The organism is Pseudomonas sp. URIL14HWK12:I6 (assembly GCF_000514195.1).
Taxonomy (GTDB): domain Bacteria; phylum Pseudomonadota; class Gammaproteobacteria; order Pseudomonadales; family Pseudomonadaceae; genus Aquipseudomonas; species Aquipseudomonas putida_A.
Genome location: NZ_AZVL01000002.1, coordinates 270,139 through 292,694, shown reverse-complemented (window position 1 = coordinate 292,694; position 22,556 = coordinate 270,139). Strand labels below are relative to the sequence as shown.

At 61.2% G+C, this 22,556-nt stretch carries 21 protein-coding genes; 11 read left to right on the top strand and 10 right to left on the bottom strand.

What is annotated here, in order from left to right; translation table 11 throughout:
* Window positions 1–18: 18 nt before the first annotated feature.
* From H043_RS0104995 to rlmF, 5 genes are all read left to right on the top strand, one after another.
* Window positions 19–1,509 (top strand): leucyl aminopeptidase, encoded by a 1,491-nt coding sequence (locus tag H043_RS0104995; RefSeq protein ID WP_027610952.1) that lies wholly within the window; start codon window positions 19–21, stop codon window positions 1,507–1,509.
* 60 nt (window positions 1,510–1,569) lie between these two features.
* The gene (locus tag H043_RS0104990; protein ID WP_027610951.1) at window positions 1,570–1,998 is read left to right on the top strand and encodes a DNA polymerase III subunit chi; all 429 of its coding nucleotides are present in this window, start codon (window positions 1,570–1,572) and stop codon (window positions 1,996–1,998) included.
* Window positions 1,999–2,006: 8 nt separating this feature from the next.
* The gene (locus tag H043_RS0104985) at window positions 2,007–2,402 is read left to right on the top strand and encodes a hypothetical protein (protein WP_027610950.1); all 396 of its coding nucleotides are present in this window, start codon (window positions 2,007–2,009) and stop codon (window positions 2,400–2,402) included.
* Between the two features lie 249 nt (window positions 2,403–2,651).
* A complete protein-coding gene (locus H043_RS0104975; RefSeq protein WP_007965170.1) occupies window positions 2,652–5,498 on the top strand; it encodes a valine--tRNA ligase in 2,847 nt (948 codons plus the stop codon).
* 239 nt (window positions 5,499–5,737) lie between these two features.
* Complete coding sequence (gene rlmF, locus H043_RS0104970) at window positions 5,738–6,757, top strand: 23S rRNA (adenine(1618)-N(6))-methyltransferase RlmF (protein ID WP_027610949.1); 1,020 nt, start codon at window positions 5,738–5,740, stop codon at window positions 6,755–6,757.
* Between the two features lie 191 nt (window positions 6,758–6,948).
* Here the strand turns inward: rlmF and H043_RS0104965 are convergent, their stop codons facing one another.
* Window positions 6,949–7,230, bottom strand: coding sequence for an HU family DNA-binding protein (locus H043_RS0104965; protein WP_003221909.1), 282 nt, complete (start codon window positions 7,228–7,230; stop codon window positions 6,949–6,951).
* Between the two features lie 395 nt (window positions 7,231–7,625).
* Between H043_RS0104965 and yejK the strand changes: the two genes are divergently transcribed.
* Together yejK and H043_RS0104955 are read left to right on the top strand one after the other, a co-directional pair.
* The gene (gene yejK, locus H043_RS0104960; RefSeq protein ID WP_027610948.1) at window positions 7,626–8,630 is read left to right on the top strand and encodes a nucleoid-associated protein YejK; all 1,005 of its coding nucleotides are present in this window, start codon (window positions 7,626–7,628) and stop codon (window positions 8,628–8,630) included.
* Window positions 8,630–8,980, top strand: a complete 351-nt coding sequence (locus H043_RS0104955; protein WP_027610947.1) for a glutaredoxin family protein — start codon at window positions 8,630–8,632, stop codon at window positions 8,978–8,980. The genes yejK and H043_RS0104955 overlap by 1 nt, the downstream gene beginning before the upstream one ends.
* Window positions 8,981–9,138: 158 nt before the next feature.
* On the opposite strand, the gene H043_RS0104950 is transcribed toward H043_RS0104955, so the two are convergent.
* The 9 genes from H043_RS0104950 to H043_RS0104910 form a co-directional block, all read right to left on the bottom strand.
* On the bottom strand, window positions 9,139–10,074 hold the full coding sequence (locus H043_RS0104950) for a glutathione S-transferase family protein (protein ID WP_027610946.1): 936 nt from the start codon (window positions 10,072–10,074) through the stop codon (window positions 9,139–9,141).
* A gap of 84 nt (window positions 10,075–10,158) precedes the next feature.
* Complete coding sequence (locus H043_RS0104945) at window positions 10,159–10,461, bottom strand: GIY-YIG nuclease family protein (RefSeq protein WP_027610945.1); 303 nt, start codon at window positions 10,459–10,461, stop codon at window positions 10,159–10,161.
* Between the two features lie 39 nt (window positions 10,462–10,500).
* Window positions 10,501–10,971, bottom strand: coding sequence for a nuclear transport factor 2 family protein (locus tag H043_RS0104940; RefSeq protein ID WP_027610944.1), 471 nt, complete (start codon window positions 10,969–10,971; stop codon window positions 10,501–10,503).
* Between the two features lie 235 nt (window positions 10,972–11,206).
* The gene (locus H043_RS0104935; RefSeq protein WP_027610943.1) at window positions 11,207–12,493 is read right to left on the bottom strand and encodes a CynX/NimT family MFS transporter; all 1,287 of its coding nucleotides are present in this window, start codon (window positions 12,491–12,493) and stop codon (window positions 11,207–11,209) included.
* A complete protein-coding gene (locus tag H043_RS0104930; protein WP_027610942.1) occupies window positions 12,483–13,142 on the bottom strand; it encodes a FadR/GntR family transcriptional regulator in 660 nt (219 codons plus the stop codon). Before H043_RS0104930 ends, H043_RS0104935 begins: the two co-directional genes overlap by 11 nt.
* A 135-nt stretch (window positions 13,143–13,277) precedes the next feature.
* Window positions 13,278–14,042 (bottom strand): amino acid ABC transporter ATP-binding protein, encoded by a 765-nt coding sequence (locus H043_RS0104925; RefSeq protein WP_003221897.1) that lies wholly within the window; start codon window positions 14,040–14,042, stop codon window positions 13,278–13,280.
* A gap of 13 nt (window positions 14,043–14,055) precedes the next feature.
* Window positions 14,056–15,153, bottom strand: a complete 1,098-nt coding sequence (locus H043_RS0104920) for an amino acid ABC transporter permease (protein ID WP_027610941.1) — start codon at window positions 15,151–15,153, stop codon at window positions 14,056–14,058.
* A 10-nt stretch (window positions 15,154–15,163) separates the two neighbouring features.
* Window positions 15,164–16,345, bottom strand: coding sequence for an amino acid ABC transporter permease (locus tag H043_RS0104915; protein WP_027610940.1), 1,182 nt, complete (start codon window positions 16,343–16,345; stop codon window positions 15,164–15,166).
* A gap of 65 nt (window positions 16,346–16,410) precedes the next feature.
* A complete protein-coding gene (locus H043_RS0104910) occupies window positions 16,411–17,442 on the bottom strand; it encodes an amino acid ABC transporter substrate-binding protein (protein ID WP_007965188.1) in 1,032 nt (343 codons plus the stop codon).
* Window positions 17,443–17,910: 468 nt separating this feature from the next.
* Between H043_RS0104910 and H043_RS0104905 the strand changes: the two genes are divergently transcribed.
* The 4 genes from H043_RS0104905 to H043_RS0104890 all read left to right on the top strand — a co-directional run bounded on the left by H043_RS0104905 (window position 17,911) and on the right by H043_RS0104890 (window position 22,498).
* Window positions 17,911–18,567, top strand: a complete 657-nt coding sequence (locus H043_RS0104905) for an alpha/beta hydrolase (RefSeq protein ID WP_027610939.1) — start codon at window positions 17,911–17,913, stop codon at window positions 18,565–18,567.
* A gap of 96 nt (window positions 18,568–18,663) precedes the next feature.
* Entirely contained in the window at window positions 18,664–20,136 is a 1,473-nt protein-coding gene (rhlB, locus tag H043_RS0104900) for an ATP-dependent RNA helicase RhlB (protein ID WP_027610938.1), read from the top strand.
* A gap of 137 nt (window positions 20,137–20,273) precedes the next feature.
* Window positions 20,274–21,218, top strand: coding sequence for an ornithine cyclodeaminase family protein (locus tag H043_RS0104895; RefSeq protein WP_027610937.1), 945 nt, complete (start codon window positions 20,274–20,276; stop codon window positions 21,216–21,218).
* A gap of 152 nt (window positions 21,219–21,370) precedes the next feature.
* Entirely contained in the window at window positions 21,371–22,498 is a 1,128-nt protein-coding gene (locus tag H043_RS0104890; RefSeq protein WP_027610936.1) for an FAD-binding oxidoreductase, read from the top strand.
* Window positions 22,499–22,556 lie beyond the last annotated feature (58 nt).

Below are 22,556 nucleotides of genomic sequence, written 5' to 3'. Positions count from 1 at the left end.
TCATTCAGGGATCCGGACATGGAACTGGTTGTAAAAAGCGTTAGCCCAGAAACGTTGAAAACCGCCACCCTGGTGGTTGCCGTCGGCGAAGGCCGCAAACTCGGCGTCGCCGCCAGACAGGTCGACGAGCTGAGCGGTGGCGCGATCAGCGCCGTGCTCAAGCGTGGTGATCTGGCCGGCAAGGTCGGTCAGAGCCTGCTGCTGCACAGCCTGCCGAACCTGAAAGCCGAGCGCGTGCTGCTGGTCGGCGTGGGCAAGGATGAAGAACTGGGCGACCGTCCGTTCCGTAAAATCGTGGCTGGCATCCTCAACACCCTGAAAGGTCTGGGTGGCAGCGATGCCGTGCTGGCCCTGGATGAAATCATCGTCAAGAACCGCGACAGCTACGGCAAGACCCGTCTGCTGGCGGAAACCCTGGTGGACGGCGAATACACCTTCGACCAGTTCAAGAGCCAGAAAGCCGAACCGCGCGCCCTGAAGAAAATCACCCTGCTGACCATCAAGGCTGCTCAGGCTGAAGTGCAGCGCGCCGTGAACCATGCCACCGCGATCGCCAACGGCATGGCCTTCACCCGTAATCTGGGCAACCTGCCGCCGAACATCTGCCACCCGACCTTCCTCGGCGAGCAAGCGAAGAACCTCGGCAAAGAGTTCAAGGATCTGAAAGTCGAAGTCCTCGACGAGAAGAAGATCAAATCCCTGGGCATGGGCTCGTTCTACGCCGTCGGCCAGGGCAGCGCCCAGCCGCCGCGCCTGATCGTCATGCAATACAACGGTGGCAAGAAATCCGAGAAGCCTTACGCGCTGGTCGGCAAAGGCATCACCTTCGACACCGGCGGCATCAGCCTCAAGCCGGGCGCCGGCATGGACGAAATGAAGTACGACATGGGTGGCGCGGCCTCCGTGTTCGGTACCCTGCGTGCCGTGCTCGAACTGAAACTGCCGATCAACCTGGTGTGCATCCTCGCCTGCGCCGAAAACATGCCGAGCGGCAATGCTTCGCGTCCGGGCGACATCGTCACCACCATGAGCGGCCAGACCGTGGAAATCCTCAACACCGACGCCGAAGGCCGTCTGGTGCTGTGCGACGCCCTGACCTACTCCGAGCGCTTCAAGCCGCAGGCAGTGATCGACATCGCCACACTGACCGGTGCCTGTGTGGTTGCACTGGGCGCCCACACTTCGGGCCTGCTGGGCAATAACGACGAACTGATCGAACAACTGCTCAGCGCCGGCAAAGCTGCTGACGACCGCGCCTGGCAACTGCCGCTGTTCGACGAATACCAGGAGCAACTGGACAGCCCGTTCGCCGACATCGCCAACATTGGCGGGCCGAAGGCCGGCACCATCACCGCCGCGTGCTTCCTGTCGCGCTTCACCAAGAACCTCAACTGGGCGCACCTGGACATCGCGGGCACCGCGTGGACCAGCGGCGGCAAGGACAAGGGCGCCACCGGCCGTCCGGTTCCGCTGCTGACCCAATACCTGCTGGACCGCGCCAAAGCCTGAAACCGATGAACCTGGGCGGCGTCACTCTACGGTGACGCCGCTCAAGGCTCAGGAACCGCAATGACCAAAGTCGACTTCTATATCCTGCCCAGCGCCGACCCATCGGCTCGCCTGGACTTTGCCTGCAAGCTCACCGAGAAAGCCTGGCGCATGGGCCATCGCATCTACCTGCATTGCAGCGATGCTGCTCAGCGTGACGATCTCGATGCGCGCCTGTGGGCGTTCAAGGGCGAAGCCTTCGTGCCGCACGGCCCTGCCGATAGCGAACCGGACGGTTTGATCGTGCTGGGACTGGGCGCTGACTGCGGCGAGCATCAGGATCTGCTGGTCAACCTCGACCTGAAAGTCCCGGCCTTCGCCAGCCAATTCGCCCGCGTGGCGGAAGTGGTGGTGGAAGATCCGACGATTCGCGCGGCGGCACGGGAGAGTTTCCGTTTCTACCGCGAACAGGGCTATCCTCTGCAAGACCACCGTTTACAGCGACTCTGAGTACGCCGATGGACACTCCAAAACCGCTGCAAAAGCCTGCACACCTGTTGGACGATCTCGAATCGATCCGCCAGTTGCTCGGCGATGACAACCTGCAACCGCCCTTGCTGACCGACACGGTCGAGGACGGCGAACAGGAACAGATTCCGATGTTGTTCGAGGCCGTCGACGCCACGCCGCCCGCCATCGAACCGCACCAAGCTCCGGCCCCGGCGCCTGCTGCCAAACCGGCAGCACCTGTGGATAAAGGCCCGGACGCCCTGCTGCACCTGGACAGCGAACTGCGCGCCGCTGCGCAATTGATCATGCAGGACGTGATCGACGACTTCGCGCCGCACATCGAAACCGAAATCAAACGCCGCCTCGAGGCGCGGATGGAACGGCTCCTCAGCCAGTACGAATAACCCGGATGGATCTCCTTGTGGCGAGGGGATTTATCCCCGATCGGCTGCGCAGCAGTCGTGAACCCTGCAAATACGCAGCGTGATTGAAATATTAGGGCTGCTGCGCGGCCCATCGGGGATAAATCCCCTCACCACAAGGCTCCCCCCAACATTCGTGTCCGCCCAGCCTCCCCCCGCTCGCCCTCGGCCCCATGCCCCGCTATACTTCCCGGCTTTTCCTGAATAAATGCCAATAGGGTCCCGCCGCGCATGGATAAGACCTACCAGCCGCACGCCATTGAAACTTCCTGGTACAACACCTGGGAGTCCGAGAACTATTTCGCACCGCAAGGCGCGGGCGATTCCTACACCATCATGATCCCGCCGCCGAACGTCACCGGCAGCCTGCACATGGGTCACGGTTTCAACAACGCGATCATGGACGCCCTGATCCGTTTCCGCCGCATGCAGGGTCGCAACACCCTGTGGCAGCCGGGCACCGACCACGCCGGTATCGCCACGCAGATGCTGGTGGAGCGTCAACTGGAAGCCACCGGCCAGAACCGCCACGACCTGGGCCGCGAGAAATTCCTCGAGAAAGTCTGGGAGTGGAAGGATCAGTCCGGCGGCAACATCAGCCGTCAGATCCGCCGCCTCGGTTCGTCCGTGGACTGGAGCCGCGAGCGCTTCACCATGGACGACGGTCTCTCGGAAGCGGTTAAAGAAGCCTTCGTACGCCTGCACGAAGACGGCCTGATCTACCGCGGCAAGCGTCTGGTCAACTGGGACACCAAGTTGCACACGGCGATTTCCGACCTCGAAGTGGAAAACCACGACGAGAAAGGTTTCCTGTGGAACCTCAAGTACCCGCTGGCTGACGGCGCGAAAACCGCTGAAGGCAACGATTTCCTGATCGTCGCGACCACCCGTCCGGAAACCATGCTCGGTGACTCCGCCGTCGCGGTTAACCCGAACGATGAGCGCTACAAAGCCCTGATCGGCAAATTTGTCGAGCTGCCACTGGTTGGCCGCCGCATCCCGATCATCGCCGACGATTACTGCGATCCAGAGTTCGGCACCGGTTGCGTGAAGATCACCCCGGCCCACGATTTCAACGACTACGAAGTCGGCAAGCGCCACAACCTGCCGCTGCTGAACATCTTCGACAAGAACGCCAACGTGCTGCCAGCAGCCCAGGTGTTCAACCTCGACGGCACGTTGAATGACAGCATCGACGGCAAGATCCCGGCCGAATACGCCGGTCTCGAGCGTTTCGAAGCGCGCAAGCAGATCGTCGCGGCGTTCGACGCCGCCGGCCTGCTGGTCAGCGTCGACGATCACAACCTGAAAGTGCCGAAAGGCGACCGCTCCGGCACCGTCATCGAGCCGTGGCTGACCGACCAGTGGTACGTGTCGACCAAGCCTCTGGCTGAACCGGCGATTGCCGCCGTTGAAGACGGCCGTATCCAGTTCGTGCCAAAACAGTACGAAAACATGTACTTCTCGTGGATGCGCGACATCCAGGACTGGTGCATCAGCCGTCAGCTGTGGTGGGGCCACCGGATTCCGGCCTGGTACGACGAGTCGGGCAAGGTCTACGTCGGTCGCGACGAAGCCGAAGTGCGGGCCAAGCACAACCTCGGCCCGGACGTTGCACTGCAACAGGACAACGACGTGCTCGACACCTGGTTCAGTTCGGGCCTGTGGACGTTCTCCACCCTAGGCTGGCCGGAAAAGACCGAGTTCCTGAAGAAATTCCACTCCACCGACGTACTGGTGACGGGCTTCGACATCATTTTCTTCTGGGTTGCCCGGATGATCATGCTGACGATGCACCTGATCAAGAACGAGGACGGCACGCCGCAAGTACCGTTCAAGACTGTTTACGTGCACGGTCTGGTGCGTGATGGCCAGGGCCAGAAAATGTCCAAGTCCAAGGGCAACGTCCTGGACCCGCTGGACATCATCGACGGTATCGAGCTGGAAGCACTGGTGCAGAAACGCACCTCCGGCATGATGCAGCCAAAACTGGCGAAGAAGATCGAGAAGCAGACCCGCGACGAGTTCGCCGACGGCATCGCCAGCTACGGCACCGACGCCCTGCGCTTCACCTTCTGCTCGTTGGCCTCGACCGGTCGCGACATCAAGTTCGACATGGGCCGCGTCGAAGGCTATCGCAACTTCTGCAACAAGATCTGGAACGCCGCGCGTTATGTTCTGGACAAGGGCGAAGACTGCGGCCAGAACGGCGAAGCCTACGAGCTGTCGCTGGCGGATCGCTGGATCATCTCGCAACTGCAGCGCACCGAAGCCGAAGTGACCCGTCAACTGGATCAGTTCCGTTTCGACCTCGCCGCGCAAGCGCTGTACGAGTTCATCTGGAACCAATACTGCGACTGGTACCTGGAACTGTCCAAGCCAGTGCTGTGGGACGAAAACGCGCCGGTCGAGCGTCAGCGCGGCACCCGTCGCACGCTGGTGCGCGTACTGGAAGTGGCGCTGCGTCTGGCGCATCCGTTCATGCCGTTCATCACTGAAGAAATCTGGCAGCGCATCGCGCCGCTGGCCGGCATTCAGGGCAAGACGATCATGCTGCAGCCTTGGCCGGTGGCCAACGAGGAACGCATCGATCCAGCCGCCGAAGACGACATCGAGTGGCTCAAGGGCCTGATGCTCGGCACACGTAACATCCGTGGCGAAATGAACATCGGCCCGGGCAAACCGCTACCGATCTACCTGAAGAACGTCAGCGCTGAAGATCAGCGTCGCCTGACAGAGAACGAGGCGCTGCTGAAGAAACTGGCGCGTCTGGAATCGATCACCGTTCTGGCGGCTGGCGAAGAAGCGCCGCTGTCCGCCACCGCGCTGGTCGGCGAGATGGAAGTGCTGGTGCCGATGGCCGGCCTGATCGACAAGGGCGCCGAGCTGGCACGTCTGGACAAGGAAATCCTGCGTCTGCAGGGCGAAGTCCAGCGGGTTGGTGGCAAGTTGTCCAACGCCGGTTTCGTCGACAAGGCCCCGGCCGAAGTCATCGAGAAGGAACGCGCCAAACTGGCCGAGGCTGAACAGGCCCTGGGCAAACTGGCCGAGCAGCACGCGCGGATTTCCAGCCTGTAAGGGCAGGGCAAGCCGAAATGAAAAAGGGAGGCCCGCAAAGGCCTCCCTTTTTTATTCAAGAATCGCTACAAATCCCCTGTGGGAGCGGGCTTGCTCGCGAAGGCGGTGTGTCATTCAACCTATGTGTTGGTGGACACACCACTTTCGCGAGCAAGCCCGCTCCCACAGTTTGAACGGTGTTGCCTTTAGATGTGGGACAATACCCGCCACTTTCAGCCATACCCGAATCGATCACACCCATGAACGCCCCCCGCACACCCAAACCAGCGCGCAAGAAGCCTGATGCCGCGACCCCGGCCAAAGCCGTCGAGCCGCGTGAAAAGGCCAGCCTGCACCCGCGCAATCGCCACCAGGGTCGCTACGACTTCCCGGCGCTGATCAAGACCACGCCGGAACTGGCGAAATTCGTGATCACCAACCCGTACGGCAAGGAAAGCATCGACTTCGCCAGCCCCGACGCGGTGCGCGTGTTCAACCGGGCGCTGCTCAAGGCGTTCTATGGCATCGAGCATTGGGACATTCCGGCGGACTACCTGTGCCCACCGGTCCCGGGCCGTGCCGATTACGTGCATTTCCTCGCCGACCTGCTGGCGAGCATGAACGACGGCAAGGTGCCGCGCGGTGCGATCGTCAACGTGCTGGACATCGGCATGGGTGCCAACTGTGTGTATCCGCTGATCGGTAACAGCGAATACCGCTGGCACTTCCTCGGTTCGGAAATCGACCCGACCGCCGTGGCTGCCGCCCGAGCCATCGTCCAGTCCAACGGGCTGAACAAAGTGATCCAGCTGCGCCAGCAGGAAAACCGCAAGCACATCCTGATCGGCTTGCTGGAGCCGGGCGAGCGCTTCGACCTGACCATGTGCAACCCGCCGTTCCACGCTTCGATGGAAGAGGCGACCAAGGGCAGCGAGCGCAAATGGCGCGCACTGGGCAAGGCCGACCCGAAACGCAAACTGCCGGTGCTGAACTTCGGTGGTCAGTCCGCCGAACTGTGGTGTGAGGGCGGTGAAGCGCGTTTCGTGACACAACTGATCGCCGAAAGCGCGCACTTCCAGCACAAGGTGCTGTGGTTCAGCACGCTGGTGTCGAAAGCCTCGAACCTGCCCGCCATCGAAACCGCGCTGAAGAAGGCCGGCGTGCTGGAAAGCCAGGTGGTGGAGATGTCGCAAGGGCAGAAACAGAGCCGCTTTGTGGCGTGGACCTTCCAGACCAAGTCCGAGCAGCAGATCTGGCGGCGCGAGCGCTGGACGCGCTGAGACACTGCTGATCACCTGTGGGAGCGAGCCTGCTCGCGAAGGCGGCGTGTCAGTTAACTTCATTATTGACTGACACAGCGCTTTCGCGAGCAGGCTCGCTCCCACATTGGATTGCGTGGCGCCGCCAAATCGCAGACACAAAAAAACCGTGCCCGGATCGCTCCGGTGCACGGTTTTTTTATCGCTGCGTCTTACTTGTTCACAGCGTCGGTCAGGCCTTTGGCCACAACCAGCTTGATCACTTTCTTGGCAGGGATTTCGATGGCAGCGCCAGTCGAAGGGTTACGGCCAGTGCGGGCAGGACGCTCGGTCACTTTCAGCTTGCCGATACCTGGCAAGGTGATTTCGCCGCCGTTTTCCAGCTGATCGGCAACGATTTGGCCCAGTTGGTCCAGAGCGTTACGCGCGGTGGTTTTCGGCGCGTCGATAGCTTCAGCGATGTCGGCGATCAGTTGGTCTTTAGTAAGAGCCATGTAGTGTTCCTTCCCTATCAAATTCATATGGATTGCAGAGTGCAGTGTCAGCCATCGAGCCCGATCTTCTGGATCTGGCACCCTCGGCGATAACCACGACGAGTCGGGTTATAGATGCCGAAATCAGGGTTTGGTTCGACCTGACAAATGCTGATTGCACGCTTAACGCAGTGACTTCGCGTAAGACCGGGCAAAACTAGCACAGAGACGGGGAAATATCCGCCTCTAGCTACCCATTTGGTCAGGTTTATTGCTCTAAATCGGTAAAAAACTGCATAAGGGCACCCACCCGCCCTGGATTTGCCCTTCACCCCGCGCCAAAACCAGTGGTTGCGGTACACTGGGCGCTTTTTCGGGGGAGCCTGCCCTCCTCCCTTCCACCAGCCGAGAAGCCCATGCCGATCCGTCATTGCATCGTCCACCTGATCGACAAAAAACCCGACGGCACGCCCGCAGTTCTGCACGCCCGTGACTCTGAACTGGCTGAGTCCGCGGCCATCGAGAACATGCTCGCCGACCTCAACGAGAGCTACAACGCCAAACAGGGCAAAGCCTGGGGCCTGTTCCACCCGGAATCCGGTGCGTTCCCGTTCAGCGGCTGGCTGAAGGAATACATGGAAGGCGGCAAGGACTTCGCCGCGTTCAGCAAAGTCGCGGTCGAGCATCTGCAGAAGTTGATGGAAGAGTCGAACCTGTCGGTCGGCGGCCACGTGCTGTTCGCCCACTATCAGCAAGGCATGACCGACTACCTGGCGATTGCCCTGCTGCACCACAGCGAAGGCGTGGCGGTGACCGATGAGCTGGACGTGACGCCGTCGCGTCACCTCGACCTCGGCCAGCTGCACCTGGCGGCGCGGATCAACGTCTCCGAGTGGCAGAACAACAAGCAGTCCAAGCAGTACATCTCGTTTATCAAGGGCAAGAACGGCAAGAAGGTTTCGGAATACTTCCGCGACTTCATCGGCTGCCAGGAAGGTGTCGATGGCCCGGGCGAGACACGCACGCTGCTCAAGGCCTTCAGCGACTTCGTCGAGAGCGAAGACCTGCCGGAAGACTCCGCCCGCGAAAAAACCAAGACCCTGGTCGATTACGCCAGCAGTCAGGCCAAGCTCGGCGAGCCGATGGGCCTGGAAGAGCTGTCGGAGCTGATCGACGAAGAACGGCCGAAAGCCTTCTACGATCACATCCGCAACAAGGACTATGGCCTGTCGCCGGAGATTCCGGCGGACAAACGCACCCTTAACCAGTTCCGCCGCTTCACCGGCCGCGCCGAAGGCCTGTCGATCAGCTTTGAAGCGCACCTGCTGGGTTCGAAGATCGAGTACGACGAAGAGGCTGGCACCCTGATCATCAAGGGCCTGCCAACCTCGCTCACCGATCAGCTCAAGCGCCGCAACTGATGCTCGGCAATGTGCTGAAGAAGGTTGCGCTGGTTCTGCTGGTGGTGGTGATCTATCAGAACTGGGGCAAGATCGAGCGGGTGTTCAACCCGTCGCAGATGGTCTCTGAACAGGTTCGCGCCAACGCCCATGTCGTGCTGTATGCCACCGACTGGTGCGGCTACTGCAAGCAGACCAAGCGCTTTCTCGACAGCAAGGGGATTCCTTTCAGGGAATTTGATATCGAGAAGAACGCCGAGGCGCGCAAGGCGTATGAGGCGCTGGGTGGGCGCGGGATTCCGCTGATCGACGTGAATGGCACGTTGATTCGCGGGTTCGACCCGGACGAGATCCTCGCCGCCCTGAAATAACACAACTCCTCTGTGGTGAGGGGATTTATCCCCGATCGGCGGCGAAGCCGTCGCAAAATCTGCTTGGTAGGGCGTGCAGTTTTTTGGGGGCGCTTCGCGCCCCATCGGGGATAAATCCCCTCACCACAATTGCCCCCCAAGCAAAGGCCGCTTGCTGATCAGCGAGCTTCGATGCGGAAACCAAAGCGCGGGAAGTGCACATGCACCACGCCGCCACGCGGGTCTTCACGGCGCAGGATCAGCTCTTCGCGGCCAGCAAACAGCAACTCACCCACCACCGGATCAACCCCGTAATCTGTCGCGGCAATCGCCACCTGCTGCCCGGCCTTGAAACCGTTCGGATCGACAAACTGCTCATCCGGCAGCGCCGCCGGCGTCGAACTGCGCGCCACTTCCAGCGCCTCCTCGGCAGTCATTTCGCTCGCGGCACCATGACCAAAGCCCAGCACACGGCCCAGCCAGGCAGTCACGGCCGGATATTCATCGACCAACGGCGCAGTGACGTGCGTCGCCTTGAGGAACCACAGTGGATGCGCCAGGGCGAAGTCGGCAATCGACGGCTCACCGAACAGGAAGTCGCCCTGCTCGCGCTGCAACTGCTGCTCAAGCCGCTCCATGAGCGTTGGCCATTGGTGCTTGGCCTGTTCGGCCGACAGCCGCGTGGCGCTGCCGCCACTGAACAGCCCGGCACGGTCAGCGATAAAGGCCTTGATCGCTTCCGGCGGCAACTTGCCGAAGCGCACCGCGACCGATTCCGGCTGGGACACCAGGCTGACCGCATGCTGGAACACCACCGAATCGGCCCAAGCGGCGAAGCTGGCGCTGGTCATTTCCTGGCCTTCCGGGAAAAACGCCGGCAGGGCTTTTTCCTGCTCCAGACGACGGGCAATCAACGATGTGTCGCAATAGATGTCGGCGCCGATCTGCAACACCGGGGTCTTGCGGTAGCCGCCAGTCAGCGCGGTCAGATCCGGCTTGGGCATCACCGGCGAAATGTGCACCGAGCGCCACGACAAGCCTTTGAAGCCCAACAGCAGACGAGCCTTTTCGGCAAATGGAGAGGTCGGGTAATGATGCAGAATCAACTCGGACATGCTCGGCTCCGCCGCACAGAAAGTGAGTCCGCAGCTTAGCGTGCATTTGATTAGCAGCCTACAGATCTGCCTGATGAGAACCAATCAGTCAGATTGATAAGACGCGACCAGGCATTCCTTGGCGCTCTTGCGCAGTTTTTTGATCAGCCGTTCCTGACGCAACGCGTCGCTCTTGTCGCGGCAACGCTCGGTGTAGACCAGCGCCATCGCCGGGCTGGACAGGAAGAAGCGTGCGCCCTTGCCGCTTTGATGCTTGGCGAAGCGGCGCACCGGGTCGTCGCTGATCCCGCAGTACAGCGAACCGTTGGCCGCGCGCACGAGGTAGACGAACCAGGCCTTGCTCACTGGCTCGACGACTTCAACCGGTTTTTCGCTGAGGCTGGTCACTTCGGGATCTGGACGTGTAGGAAACAGGCCGCGATCTTATCAGCGAGTAGCCTGAAATGCCTTCAGACCTTTAAGCGCCTGCGCCCGGACCGCGTTGCGCACCAGCGGAGTCCAGCCGAGCAGCAGGCCTTTGAAGCCCAACGCCTGCCGCGACCAGCGCCACAGGTCGAAGTGATCGTGGTGCTCGCAGATCTTGCCGTCGCGAAAGACGAAGCGCGCCTGGATATCGTTGATCACCACGTTGCCAGTCTGGCTGAACAGGTAAGTGGCCACCCAGTGCGCGCCGCCGCTGCGCTCGTCGGCGCGGACATTGTCGAAGGTCAGGGAGAAGTCCTTGGCGCGGGTGGTGAGCATGCGCCACATGTCGCCGGCATCGCGCCCGCGCAGTTCACCGAAGGCCGGATCGCTGAACACCACATCGTCGGTATAGCAGGCGGCCATGGCCTCGGCGTCGAGGCGCTGGAAGGCCTGGTAGAAGCGGGTGATCAGGGCGGCGTGGGCTTCGCTCATGGGCAAACTCCGGAAATGGACAGATTGCCAGCACGATAAGCTGCAAATCGCAGAAACACTATCGGCATTCGCAAAGCGAATACCATGCAAGATTTAAAGCACCGCAAAAACTGTGGGAGCGAGCCTGCTCGCGAAGAGGCCGGCACATTCAACACGATCGGTGCCTGAACCACTGTCTTCGCGAGCAGGCTCGCTCCCACATGAGATATCACTGGCCCAAAAAAAGGGTTACGCGTCAGATCTTTTCGCTTTGCACTTGCACGTACAGCGCCCGGCCGGCACCAAGGCCGGCAATGATCGCACCGGTGCCAATGATGCCGAAGATCCAGCCCACCGCATTCCAGCCGCCGGTCCAGTCATGCACCACGCCGACCGCGAACGGCCCCATCGACGCCAGGGTGTAGCCGAAGCCCTGGGACATGCTCGACAGGTTCGCCGCCACATGCGAATCCCGCGAGCGCAGCACGATCAGGGTCAGCGCCAGACTGAACGTACCGCCCTGCCCCAGCCCCAGCAGAATCGCCCAGCCCCAGAGCCCTTCAATCGGCGCATACAGGCAACCGAACAGACCACCGAGGGTCAGCGCCATCACCACCACGATCGCCAGCCGCTGATCCTTGCCACGGGTCGCCAGCCACGGCGCAGCCAGCGAACTGGCGAGCTGGATGATCACCGAACCGGACAGCACCAGGCCGGCCTGGGTCGGAGTCAGGCCGCGGCCGATCAGAATCGACGGCAACCAGCCGAACACGATGTACGCCAGCGACGATTGCAGGCCCATGTACAAGGTCACTTGCCACGCCAGCGGATCAAGCAGCAGACCTTTCACCCGATAGGCGACGTTGTGCGCGCCGTGTTTCTGCCCGACCTGCGGCAGCCAGAACAACGCCGCCACCAGCGCCGGGATTACCCAGAAGCCCAGGCCCAGTGCCCAGCTGTGGTCGAAGTGTTCGCTCAACGGCACGGTGGAACCCGCGGCCATTGCCGCGCCCAGGCACAGGGCCATGGTGTACACGCCGGTCATGGTCCCGGCGTGTCTGGCGAAGTCGCGTTTGACGATGCCCGGCAGCAGCACGCCGATAATGCCGATGCTCGCACCGCCAAGCACGCTACCTGCAAACAGCCCGATCTCACCGAAGTTGCTGCGCACAATGATGCCGGCGGCCAAGGTCAGCAGAATCCCCAGCACCACCCGTTCAGCGCCGAAACGCCGCGCCAGTATCGGCGCCAGCGGTGCGAACAGGCCCAGGCACAGCACCGGCAACGTGGTCAGCAAACCGGCCTGAGCCGCAGACAGGCCAAGGCTTTTCGACACTTCGCTGAGCAGCGGCGCCATGCTCGACAGCGCCGGGCGCAGGTTCAGCGCCACCAGAATCAGCCCCAGCAGCAACAGCCACGGCCGGCGCACCAGCGGATGGCTTTGCTGTACTTGTTCGTCGTCGGCCTCGGCGTCGATCAGCAGCTCTTCGAGTTCTGCCGTGCGCTTGGGGGTTGAAAAGTTTTTCTCGCTTTCAAGGTTCATTGATCAACTGCCTCGATATGGCTTTGGCCCGTTCCGGGTCGCGTTGTTCGACGGCATCGAGCAACTCGATGTGCAGGTCGAACACTTCCTGACGGCGCGGGACGATGTTCAGCGTCTGGCGCAATTGCGCGCCGACGATACTGGAGAAATAGCGATACAACTCGCTGAGGGTGGGGTTGTGCGCGGCGTCCACCAGACGGCGGTGGAACACCAGATCGCAGGCAATGTAAGTGTCGAGATCGCCGTGGTAGTGGCTGCCGCTGGTGCCGAGCGCTTCGCGCAGTGCGAGCAGGTCTTCATCGGTGCGGCGCAGCGCGGCCAGGCCAATCGCCTCAACTTCGAGGATGTGCCGGGTCTCGCGCGCCTGCTCCAGCGAGCAACGGGACAACGCCTTGAGCGTGTCCATCGGATCGACCACTGCGCGCAGATAACTGCCGTCGCCCTGCCGGATTTCGATCAACCCGGAAAACGCCAGCACGCGCATGGCTTCGCGCACCGTGTTGCGGCTGATGCCCAGTTCGGCGCACAACTCAGGCTCAGTCGGCAGCCGTTCGCCGACGTGCCACACGCCATCGCTGATGCGCTGACGCAACTGATCCAGAGCCTGATCGACCAGGGATCGCTTGATCAAAGGTGAGATGTCTGTCATGAAATTCGCCCTTTCATCCAATCATAGGATGAATTTTCTGACATGGTAGTCAGGCAGCCGAATCGGCACAAGGGGCAAATCGCGGGCAAAAAAAACCCGGAACAGGTCCGGGTTTATTTCACTGGCTGATTTCGATCAATGCAGGATCTGGCTCAGGAACAGCTTGGTGCGGTCATTCTGCGGGTTGTCGAAGAAGTCGTTCGGCGCCGCCTGTTCGACGATTTCGCCCTTGTCCATGAAGATCACACGGTTGGCCACGGTGCGGGCGAAGCCCATTTCGTGGGTCACGCAGAGCATGGTCATGCCGTCTTCGGCGAGACCGATCATGGTGTCCAGCACCTCTTTGACCATCTCCGGGTCGAGGGCCGAAGTTGGTTCGTCGAACAGCATGATTTTCGGTTTCATGCACAGCGCGCGGGCAATCGCCACACGCTGTTGCTGACCGCCGGACAGTTGCCCCGGGAATTTATGCGCCTGCTCCGGAATGCGTACGCGCTCCAGATAATGCATGGCGATTTCCTCGGCCTTGCGCTTGGGCATCTTGCGCACCCACATCGGCGCCAGCGTGCAGTTCTGCAGGATGGTCAGGTGCGGGAACAGGTTGAAGTGCTGGAACACCATGCCGACTTCGCGACGGATCGCTTCGATCTGCTTGAGGTCGTTGGTCAGCTCCACGCCGTCGACAACGATGCGCCCCTGCTGGTGCTCTTCCAGACGGTTGAGGCAGCGGATGGTGGTCGATTTGCCGGAACCCGACGGGCCGCACAGGACGATGCGCTCGCCCTGTTTGACGTTGAGGTTGATGTCTTTCAGCACGTGGAACTGGCCGTACCACTTGTTCACGCCCTGCATCTGGATAATGCCTTCAGGGCCGACAGGCTTTTTGATTGCTTCGCTCATTTACAGAGAACTCCTAACGCTTGTGGCCAGTGTCGAGCTTGCGTTCCAGATGCATGGAATAGCGCGACATACCAAAACAGAAAATCCAGAACACCAGGGCGGCGAATACGTAGCCTTCGGTGGCCATGCCCAGCCATTTCGGGTCGGCAGCGGCTTGCTTGACGCTGTTGAGCAGGTCGAACAGGCCGATGATGATCACCAGGCTGGTGTCCTTGAACAGCGCAATAAACGTGTTGACGATGCCGGGGATTACCAGCTTCAAGGCTTGCGGCAGAATCACCAGGCCCATGGCGCGCCAGTAACCGAGGCCCATCGCCGCTGCCGCTTCGTACTGACCTTTGGGGATCGCTTGCAGACCGCCGCGCACCACTTCGGCAACGTAGGCCGACTGGAACAGGATCACCCCGATCAGCGCCCGCAGCAGCTTGTCGAAGTTCATGCCTTCGGGCAGGAACAGCGGCAGCATCACCGAGGACATGAACAGCACCGTGATCAACGGCACGCCGCGCCAGAACTCGATGAAGGTCACGCAGACCACACGAATCGCCGGCATGTTCGAGCGCCGGCCCAGCGCCAGAATGATCCCCAGCGGCAAGGCGCCGGCGATACCCACGGTGGCGATGACCAGGGTCAGCATCAGACCGCCCCACTGGCTGGTCGCCACGGCGTCGAGGCCGAACACGCCACCGTGCAGCAGGCACCAGGCGACAATCGGGTAGATCACCAGGAAGCTCAGGCCGTACACAGCTTTGTGTGCCACGCGTTTGATGAACAGCGGTGCCACGCCGATCACCGCCAGCCACACGGTCAGGTCAACGCGCCAGCGCAGTTCCGCCGGGTAATAGCCGTACATGAACTGGCCGAAACGCTGCTGAATGAACACCCAGCAGGCGCCGTCCTTGGTGCAGTCGGCGCGGGTGGTGCCGACCCAGTTGGCATCGAGAATCGCCCAACTGAGGATCGGTGGTACCACGAGGTAGATCAGATAAAACGCAAACAGGGTCAGCAGGGTGTTGAGCCAGCTGGAAAACATGTTCGCGCGTATCCATGCCATCGGGCCGAAGACCTTGGCCGGCGGTGGCATGTCGGGTTTGAAAGTATGGGTTGTCATGCGCGTTTCCTCACCGCTCGATCAGCGCAATGCGCTTGTTGTACCAGTTCATCAGCAGGGAAATGCTGATACTGATCGCCAGGTACACGCTCATGGTGATGGCAATGACTTCGATCGCCTGACCGGTCTGGTTGAGCACGGTGCCGGCGAACAGCGAAACCATTTCCGGATAACCGATACCGGCAGCCAGCGACGAGTTCTTCGCCAGGTTCAGGTATTGGCTGGTCAGCGGCGGAATGATCACTCGCAGGGCTTGCGGAATGATCACCTTGCGCAGGGTCGGGCCGTTGCGCAGGCCGAGCGAACGCGCCGCTTCGGTCTGGCCATGGCTGACCGACTTGATCCCGGAACGGACGATCTCGGCGATAAACGCTGCGGTGTACACGGTCAGGGCGAGGGTCAGCGCCAGCAGTTCCGGGATCAGCACCCAGCCGCCGACGAAGTTGAAACCCTTGAGTTGCGGCATTTCCCAGTGCAGGGGTGCGCCGAAGATCAGCGCGCACAAGGTCGGGATCACCAGCAGGATCGCCAGACCGGTCCAGAACTTGTGGAACGGGACGCCGGTGTCTTCGAAACGCTTGTTGGCCCAGCGGCACATCAGCACGATGGCGACAATGGCCAGCACCACGCTGATGAAGAACGCCCAGAAGCCGTCAGCCATTTGCGCGGCCGGCATGTTCAGGCCACGGCTGCTGACGAAGAAGGTGTCGCCGAAGTTGTGGCTGTTGCGCGGTCCCGGCATGGTCAGGAATACCGCGAAGTACCAGAACAGGATCTGCAGCAGCGGCGGAATGTTGCGGAACACTTCCACGTACACGGTCGCCAGTTTGCTGATGATCCAGTTCGGCGACAGCCGCGCCACACCGATGATGAAGCCCAGCAGGGTCGCCAGGATCACGCCGATGAAGGTCACCAACAGGGTGTTGAGCAGGCCGATCACGAACACCCGAGCGTAACTGTCCGCTTCGGTGTAGGAGATCAGGTGCTGAGCGATGCCGAACCCGGCACTGCGCTCCAGAAAGCTGAAACCGGAAGTGATGCCCCGGTGCTGCAGGTTGGTCTGGGTGTTGTCGAACAGATACCAGCCCATGGCGACCACCGCCACGACGGTGATGATCTGAAACAGCCACGCACGCACTCGCGGATCGCTGAGGCTGAGCCTCTGCTTTGGTGCGCCGATTGAATTTTGCATGAAGTGCCCCGGAAGAAATGGAACAGAACATCACCCGGCGGTTGGCCCGCCGGGTGATAGAACCATTAGCGCACTGGTGGTGCGTACTGAATGCCGCCGTTGGTCCACAGCGCGTTCAGGCCACGGTCGATTTCCAGCGGAGTGCTCTTGCCGAGGTTTTTCTCGAAGATTTCACCGTAGTTACCGACCTGCGAAACGATTTTCACAACCCAGTCCTTCGGCAGTTTCAGGTCTTTGCCGTATTCACCGTCAGCACCCAGCAGACGAGCGACGTCCGGGTTCTTGGTGGATTTGGCTTCTTCCAACACGTTTTTCGAGGTCACGCCGGCTTCTTCAGTGTTCAGCAGCGCGTAGCCAACCCAGCGAACGATCGCCAGCCACTCGTCGTCGCCGTTACGTACGACCGGGCCCAGTGGTTCTTTGGAGATGGTTTCCGGCAGCACCACGTAGTCTTTTGGCGAAGCCAGTTTGCTGCGCTGTGCGTACAGCTGCGACTTGTCGGAGGTCAGCACGTCGCAACGACCGGATTCCAGCGACTTGGCGCTTTCATCGGAGGTATCGAAAGTGATCGGGGTGTACTTCAGGCCGTTGGCGCGGAAGTAGTCGGACACGTTCAGTTCGGTGGTGGTACCGGCCTGGATGCAGATGGTTGCACCGTCCAGTTCCTTGGCACTTTTCACGCCCAGCTTGTTGTTGGCCAGGAAGCCCACGCCGTCGTAGTAAGTGATGAAGCCCGGGAATTTCAGGCCCATGCCGGCGTCACGCGAGCTGGTCATGGTGGTGTTGCGCGAGAGCAGATCGATTTCGCCGGACTGCAACGCGGTGAAGCGCTCCTTGGCGTTCAACTGGCTGAACTTGACCTTGTTGGCGTCGCCGAATACGGCAGCGGCCACAGCGCGGCAGACGTCAGCGTCGATCCCGAGGATCTTGCCCGAAGCGTCCGGCACCGAGAAACCCGGCAGACCGTCGCTCACGCCACATTGCACGAAACCTTTCTTCTGCACGGCATCCAGGGTTGCACCCGCCTGAGCGAACCCGCTGACGCCGAGTACTGCTGCTGCAGTCACGACCGCCAGAGTGGATTTCAACATCTTCATTCAAACCTCCAGTTTTGCTCTTGTTGTGTCGGAGCTTGAGTCCAGTCGCACCCTTTTGAGGCGTTGTTGACCCGTGTTGGCTTTTTTTGGGGTCAACCGACGTAAGACCTTCGCTATGAGTCTAGTAGGAGAAAATCCACATCATGGACAACTCACTTCTCACCAATCGGCCGAACGGGCTGTAGCCCTTTCACGTTCGCTTTGCCCGTAGCGGCCATTGGCGAACATCCATCACCGGATTCTTTGCAATCCCGTCGCAAGACGTACACTGATAGTGTTACCGCAAGGCGTAGGACGCTTCGTACAGAATCCTCCATAGCAAAGCCCGTACCACACCGCTTGCTGAAGCGATTGCGCGACAGGTCAATAGCAAAACTTGTAGCCTTGCGACATCTTCTTAACGGATCGACCGGACGCGCACCTCAATCACGCACTTATTGAGAGCGCCCGCACATTTTTGGAGCAGCCATGACCGAGCCCCTGATTCTTCAACCCGTAAAGCCTGCAGACGCCTGCGTGATCTGGCTGCACGGCCTCGGCGCGGACCGCTATGACTTCTTGCCGGTCGCCGAAGCGCTGCAGGAAAGCCTGCTGAGTACGCGCTTCGTATTGCCGCAAGCGCCTACCCTGCCCGTCACCATCAATGGTGGTTACGAGATGCCGAGCTGGTACGACATAAAGGCCATGAGCCCGGCGCGGTCGATTGATCGTGAGCAGTTGGAAGCGTCGGCGGATCGCATCATTGAATTGATCGAAAAGGAGCGCGCCAGCGGAATAGACGCTTCGCGGATTTTTCTCGCCGGGTTTTCCCAAGGCGGCGCCGTCGTTCTGCACACCGCTTATATAAAGTGGCAAGGCCCGTTGGGTGGCGTACTTGCCCTCTCCACCTATGCCCCGACCTTCACTGACGAGATGGAGCTTTCAGCCAGTCAGCAGCGTATTCCCGCGCTGTGCCTGCACGGCCAGTTCGACGGCGTGGTGCAGAACTCGATGGGGCGCAGCGCCTATGAGCATTTGGTGAAGCATGGTGTCACCGTGACATGGCAGGAATACCCAATGGAGCACGAAGTGTTACCCGAAGAAATTCGCGACATCGGCGTCTGGCTGGCTGAACGCCTGCGTTGATCGTTTCAGCTGCATCGCCCCTTTGATCATCCCACTACGCCGCGCCCGTTTCTTGCATTACACTGGCCGGCGTACATTCCTTAACCAATTGATGAGATGACCGTGCTCAAAGCACTCAAGAAAATGTTCGGTAAAAGCGAGGCTGAGCAGCTCGCGCCAGTCCCCAGTGCGCCGTCGCACGCCCCCGGCCCTCGCAGCGATGCGCCCAAGGCTGAACGTCCGGCTCCGGTAGCGACACCCCAGCCTGAGCCGCAACCTGCCGTCGCCACCGAACCGGTCCGCGCCGAAGCGCCGAAACCACCCCGGCCGCGCCGCGAACCGAAGCCCAAGGCACCGGTCATTCCCTGGAAACTCGAAGATTTCGTTGTCGAACCCCAGGAAGGCAAAACCCGCTTTCACGATTTCAAGCTCGCTCCGGAACTGATGCACGCCATCCAGGACCTGGGCTTCCCGTACTGCACGCCGATCCAGGCGCAGGTGCTGGGTTTCACCCTCGCCGGCAAAGATGCCATCGGCCGCGCGCAGACCGGTACCGGCAAGACCGCCGCGTTCCTGATCTCGATCATCACTCAGTTGCTGCAGACGCCGCCGCCGAAAGAACGCTACATGGGTGAACCCCGTGCGCTGATCATCGCGCCGACCCGCGAGCTGGTGGTGCAGATCGCCAAGGATGCTGCAGACCTGACCAAGTACACCGGCCTCAACGTGATGACGTTCGTTGGCGGCATGGACTTCGACAAGCAGCTCAAGCACCTCGAAGCGCGCCACTGCGACATCCTCGTCGCCACCCCGGGCCGTCTGCTCGACTTCAACCAGCGCGGCGACGTGCATCTGGACATGGTCGAAGTGATGGTGCTGGACGAAGCCGACCGCATGCTCGACATGGGCTTCATCCCGCAAGTGCGGCAGATCATTCGCCAGACCCCGCCGAAGTCCGAGCGTCAGACCCTGCTGTTCTCCGCGACCTTCACCGAAGACGTGATGAACCTGGCCAAGCAATGGACCACCGATCCGGCAATCGTTGAAATCGAAGTCACCAACGTGGCCAACGAAAACGTCGAGCAGCACATCTATGCCGTGGCCGCGGCTGACAAATACAAACTGCTCTACAACCTGGTCAACGACAACGGTTGGGAACGCGTGATCGTCTTCGCCAACCGCAAGGACGAAGTGCGCCGCATCGAAGAGCGCCTGGTGCGCGACGGCATCAACGCCGCGCAACTGTCCGGCGACGTGCCGCAGCACAAGCGCATCAAGACCCTTGAAGGCTTCCGCGAAGGCAAGATCCGCGTGCTGGTGGCCACCGATGTCGCCGGTCGCGGCATCCACATCGACGGCATCAGCCACGTGATCAACTTCACCCTGCCGGAAGTGCCGGACGACTACGTACACCGCATCGGCCGTACCGGTCGCGCGGGCGCCGACGGTGTATCGATCAGCTTCGCCGGCGAGGACGACTCCTACCAGTTGCCGTCGATCGAAGAAAAACTCGGTCGCAAGATCAGCTGCGAAACACCGCCGACGCACCTGTTGCGCGCTGTTGAACGCAAGCGTCCGCAGCCGCAGTAAACGCCCCGTAACGCAAAAAGCGCAGCCGGCAACGGACTGCGCTTTTTTTTGCCCGGCGTTTTCAACAGGCGCTTGCGGTAGATAACTAAAAGTCCATAATGGACAAATTAGTTTACATCCAGACCGTGGAGCCTGACATGACCAGTACACCCTACGTGATCGACCATACCCAGGCCCGCGAGCTGCTGGCGCGCATCGACGTGCCGCAGATCCTGCGCAAACTGTTCCGCGACCTCGCCGCCGGCCACGCCGTGCAACCGGCGCAGCAGTTGGTGGAGTTTCCGCAGGGCGCCGGCGACTTCATCAATTATCTGGGGGTGCTGGCCGAGGACGGCGTGTACGGGGTCAAGACCTCGCCGTACATCGTCCGCGAGCAAGGGCCACTGGTGACAGCGTGGACCCTATTAATGTCGATGAAAACCGGCCAACCGCTGCTGCTTTGCGATGCCGGCGAGCTGACCACCGCACGCACTGCAGCGACCACCGCCGTTGCAGTCGATGCCCTCGCCCCGCTGAATGCCCAACGACTGGCGATCATCGGCAGCGGCAAGGTTGCCCAGGCTCATTTGCATTACGTGAAAGGTCTGCGCGACTGGCAGAACATCAGCGTGTATTCGCCGAGCCTGTCTGAAGACGCTGAAACCCGGGCGCTGCTGAAAGAGATCTACCCGGGGGTGAAGATTGCCGACAGCCGCGATGTCGCCCTCACAGACGCGGACGTGATCATGCTCTGCACCTCGTCCGCCGGCCCGGTCATCGACCCGGCCAGCTTGAGCAAACCGGCGCTGATCACCTCGATCAGCACCAACGCGCCACGCGCCCATGAGGTGCCGCCGCAGAGCCTGGGCGACATGCAAGTGTTCTGTGACTATCGGCTGACCACGCCGGGCTCGGCCGGTGAGATGTTGATCGCGACCGAGCAGCATGGCTGGGACAAGTCTGCGATTGTCGGTGACCTCGCCGACCTGCTCAGCGAGAAAGTGCCGCGCCCTGATTACGACCGTCACGTATTTTTCCGTTCAATTGGCCTGGGCCTGGAAGACATTGCGCTGGCGAATGCGGTTTATCAATTAAATAACTGACACCACACATCCCATTGTGGGAGCGAGCCTGCTCGCGAATGCGGTCTGACATTCACCGAAGATGTCGACTGATACACCGCTTTCGCGAGCAGGCTCGCTCCCACAGTGGACTAGTGAACGCCTTGATATTGCGTAAACACCGGAGACCTTTCATGAGCCAGGCAGACTTCATCATCATCGGCGGCGGGATTGCCGGTGCTTCCACCGGTTTCTGGCTGTCGCCCCACGCCAAAGTGATCGTGCTCGAACGTGAATCGCACCCGGCCTATCACTCCACCGGGCGTTCTGCCGCGCTGTACACCGCCGCCTACGGTACGCCGCAGGTGCGCGCGCTGACGCTGGCCAGCCGCGAGTTTTTCGACCATCCGCCAAGCGGCTTCTGCGAGCATCCATTGCTCACGCCGCGTGGCGAAATGACCGTGGACTTCAGCGGTGACGCCGCCGAGCTGAACAACCAGTACCTCAGCGCCAAAGCCACAGTGCCAGAAATGCAGCTGCTCAGCGCCGACGAAGCCTGCGCCCGTCTGCCGATCCTGCGTCGGGAAAAAGTCCACGGCGCGATCTACGATCCGACCGCCAGCGACATCGACACCGACGCCCTGCATCAGGGCTACCTGCGCGGTATCCGCCGCAACAACGGCCAAGTGCACACCGATTGCGAAGTGCTGGGCCTGACGCGCGACGCCGCTGGCCTCTGGCAGGTGCAAACCAACGGTCAGACCTTCAGCGCGCCGGTCATCATCAACGCCGCCGGCGCCTGGGCCGACCAGATCGGCGCACTGGCTGGCGCCCAGGCGCTGGGCTTGCAACCCAAGCGCCGCGCAGCGTTCATTTTCGCCGGCCCCGAGGGCGTGGACATTCATCACTGGCCGATGTTGGTCAGCCTCGACGAATCGTTCTACATGAAGCCCGACGCCGGGATGTTCCTCGGCTCGCCGGCCAACGCCGACCCGGTCGAACCGCATGACGTGCAACCGGAAGAGCTGGACATCGCCATGGGCATCTATCAGATCGAAGAGGCTACGACCCTGACCATTCGCCGCCCGACCCGCACCTGGGCCGGACTGCGCAGCTTCGTCGCCGACGGTGATCTGCTCAGCGGTTTCGATCCGCAGGTGCCGGGGCTGTTCTGGGTCGCGGCCCAGGGCGGTTACGGTATTCAGACTTCACCGGCCATGGGCCAGGCCAGCGCGGCATTGGTGCGTGGTCAGCCGTTGCCTGAGTCGTTGCAGCAGTTCGGCCTGAGCAGCGCCATGCTCTCCCCTTCACGACTGCGCTGATACCCCTTGCGGATGACGCGCCCAACGGATTGCGGCACACTCGCAGCGCCCCCGTGCA